At 51.2% G+C, this 3221-nt stretch carries 4 protein-coding genes; 1 reads left to right on the top strand and 3 read right to left on the bottom strand.

The features are described from left to right. The 3 genes from AAAC48_RS17980 to AAAC48_RS17970 form a co-directional block, all read right to left on the bottom strand. Window positions 1-185: hypothetical protein (locus AAAC48_RS17980; protein WP_340655496.1), on the bottom strand; the 185-nt coding region annotated here is incomplete at its 3' end. A gap of 842 nt (window positions 186-1027) precedes the next feature. After that, window positions 1028-1303 (bottom strand): hypothetical protein, encoded by a 276-nt coding sequence (locus AAAC48_RS17975; RefSeq protein WP_340655495.1) that lies wholly within the window; start codon window positions 1301-1303, stop codon window positions 1028-1030. A 489-nt stretch (window positions 1304-1792) separates the two neighbouring features. Next, complete coding sequence (locus tag AAAC48_RS17970) at window positions 1793-2089, bottom strand: hypothetical protein (protein WP_340655494.1); 297 nt, start codon at window positions 2087-2089, stop codon at window positions 1793-1795. A gap of 714 nt (window positions 2090-2803) precedes the next feature. Here AAAC48_RS17970 and AAAC48_RS17965 point away from each other — a divergent pair. Beyond that, window positions 2804-3190, top strand: coding sequence for a hypothetical protein (locus tag AAAC48_RS17965; protein WP_340655493.1), 387 nt, complete (start codon window positions 2804-2806; stop codon window positions 3188-3190). Window positions 3191-3221: the final 31 nt, after the last annotated feature.

Here is a 3221-nt window from a genome sequence, read left to right as displayed (position 1 = left end):
TCCTCCCGCCGAGCGAGCGATAGATCGTCTGCCAGGGCAATGACGGCCGAAAGTATTTCATCATTTTGCCACCCGGCATCACAGGCTCGCCCGATTAACTCAATGAGTTCGTCTTCGATCGCACCTTGGCAAGCGTCAAAGCGATCGGCATGGCTCCGCGGCTGATTGGGCTTGCCAATTGTCATTCGATTTCCGTTTTGAGTCTGGCTGGTCGTCCCTGTTCCACGTCATCCTACGGTCTGTGGTATCCCTGAATGACAACATCGCAGTTAAGCGATCCTCCCGATCCACACGATCCATATAAAAAGGGCTGCGTCCTTTCGAGTTAAAGGGTCATGCACATTCATTTGCCCAAGGAACGAACGTCAGCATATTGTTCCTGTTGTCAGATATCCCGGCTCGCGCACGTTCCGTTTGTGCAGCGATTGCGGCGATGATGGCAATGTCCCGATGGCCTAAATCAAACAAGCGGAATATCTGCTTTGCCAGGCGGTCGGCATAGGGATGGGTTTTCGGGGATCGGCCCAAAATCCTCGATGCGGTATCATGTGCAACTTGCAGCACCACCCAATCATCGGGGAGTATGAGATGCGGGCTGGTTTTGGGTCTATGGGCTAGCAACATGTCTGTCTCCTCGCAGTTAGTAGGCGGGAGCAGATACTCTCAAGCGTCAGTGGCCGTGTTATGCCTGACGACACTCAACTAACGCGCTCAAATCGACAATAAGTCAATCGATTGACCCTTCACTCTTTTAGTAGGTGGTCGGAACAAAGGTCGGTATGCGCGTTTGCAATGTGGGCAGTTTTAACCTTCCACACGCAATCATTAAAGCTTCGAACTCAGGACAGATGCTGAATGTCTCTTCCATTCAAGATGCCTCTGCGCTTCTGGAAAAAGCTGGCCAAAACATGGGCCAAAATTCCGCGCTGAAATTGCCTTGATGGATTAGGCGGTATTATTCCGACCATTTATCGCCGCGGCAGACGAAGCCGGTATTTTATATCTGGGAGGAGACCGGAAAGAATCGCTAGAGGCTTTTGAGGCCGACCGCAGGATTTTGCCCCAACTTTTTCCCCTTCTTTTCCGCCTCGTAGCGAGTGACAACGCCCCTGTAGTGGGAAATAAGCCGCTTGTAGTGTCTCGCGGTTTCAATTGAAATCTCCTCGCCCCCGTGTCTTCCGGTACTAAAAACTTGATCGGTTCCAGCTAGAAGTCGCTCCGCAATTGCCTGATACTCCGTAATGACAACCTTCAGGCGCTTAATAAATGCGTCGCGGTCTGATGGAGCGGATTTCCTCGACATTACCTTCGTCCTTTCGAATAGCATGGCCCGGCCGAAGTCGTGGCGCTTCTGAAGGTTCACTGGGCCGGAATCAACAGCGCCCGGGCCTCAATTTAGTAAACGAACGGAGACCTGTTTCTCTGTAACATTTGTAGGATGCTGCTGATATCGCATCTTTTGGCAACTCAGGATGAATTTCGTAATTTCGTCCGTCCAGTTCGCACGTGCAGCACCATGGTTCGCCCAATCCTGCTGTCTGCATATTTTCCGCAAGCTCGAGCACCGTACGTGAAATCTCTTCAAGAGGACCAGATACGGTGATGTGGCCTTTTTCATCGGGTCCCGAAATGGTGAGGGGGTCCCTTACGAGCGTATTATGGTTATTGTCTGCGAACATGCGAATCCACTCCAAGCCATCAGACTGATGGCCGTAAAAGAGTAATTGACACCCGATAAGGAGCGGAAAGCCGGCCGATAGTTGCTCGACCGGCAAACCATTGAAAACTACTGCTATGTGGCGTGGATAATTATAGATCCTGCGGATACCTTTGGCGCATCCACGCTAATGTTTGCGGCATTTTTTGAGATCCACTCCTTTGCAGCGCGGACACTCTCTTCAGTACCGGCCTTGTCCTGGCATACGGTCATCGATAGGCCGCCGTCGCTCTCACTACTGCGGGCTAGAGTGTAGCTTACAAATCCTTTGACTGTGCGCATAAGCTTTTCAATGTCTGCCTTATGCTCTTCCAGCAATGAAAACAGCTCTTTCGAGCCCTTACCTGAATAAGTTCTTACAACGACATCCATAATGGATTCCAACTCTGCGAAAGCGTTCATCACCTGAACGCGCTGTGGAGAGCATCAATCCGAACCAACGGCTCCGGTCCTGCTGACCAACATTCCTAGTTTCTTTTTGTATAGTACACCCATTGACCGAATACGAGGTAATAATAACTATGGAACAAAATCCGAGACTCGGCCTTACGTGGTTTCGTCAGTAGTGCTCGGTGCCTGGAGTGAAGTCTCGGACCGGCATCGTCGCCATTGACTGATTGGGACTACTTTCTCATTCTGTTCTCAAGACAAGGAGAGATCTCTGGGTGGGGCGGATCGGTGTGGCATTCTGGTGCGGGTGACGTGCCGCAACTGCGAGAAGGTCGGCCGGCGCCTTGTCCATGCTCGTTGGGTAGGTTGGTTAAGCGCGGACATCGATGTCACTGCCATCAATTTGTGCAGGAATTGTATTTGGCTTCACGCAACTCGCAAAAACGAATCTCTCAGATTAGAATTGAAAACAGAAGCCGACTGGAACCAAACGAATAGCGTGCGAGTTGCTGCTACAATCGAGGAAATGGTTGTGGGGAAAATGCAACAAGGCGAGTTTAAAGCTGCTATTGCTGCCGCGGCCGACGATTACTTTCGTGAGTAGCTGCGTGACCAAGCTAGCTAAAGCACCAGCCCAATCGCTGGGCTTTGCAACTGGTGCGCGGTAACTTGCTCGCAGGCTCGGAGGAGCGATCAATGGCAACAACCAGCAAAACACGACATGCGATGTTTGGATTTGGCATAGTCGCCGCCCTTTCAGGCGGTGCTCATGCTGCAAGTTACGCTGAAATCCTTTTTAAGGAAAAATTCGAAGTCCACATCCGGGAAATGGTCGCAGGCGGCATCCCACGCAGGGAGGCAGACTATATCGCTTACGCTGCCTTGGCACGTGGTTCATACGAACTATGTGGCGATCACTTATTTCCGAAGAGTTTGGCTTATGGCAGCTATCAACAATCGCTCAAGGAGACATCGCTACCGCAGACGGTGGTTGATTGGCATATCCGCGCTTTTGAGAACATCATGAAGGCAGAGTTTCAGAATGAGCGGGCACTCATGCGTTATTGCGGATCACAGCCATAGGTCTGGGTATCGGGCACTGAAAATACACTGG

This window comes from Phyllobacterium sp. (assembly GCF_037994405.1).
Classification (GTDB): domain Bacteria; phylum Pseudomonadota; class Alphaproteobacteria; order Rhizobiales; family Rhizobiaceae; genus Phyllobacterium.
This window is presented reverse-complemented; position numbering and strand designations above follow the sequence as displayed.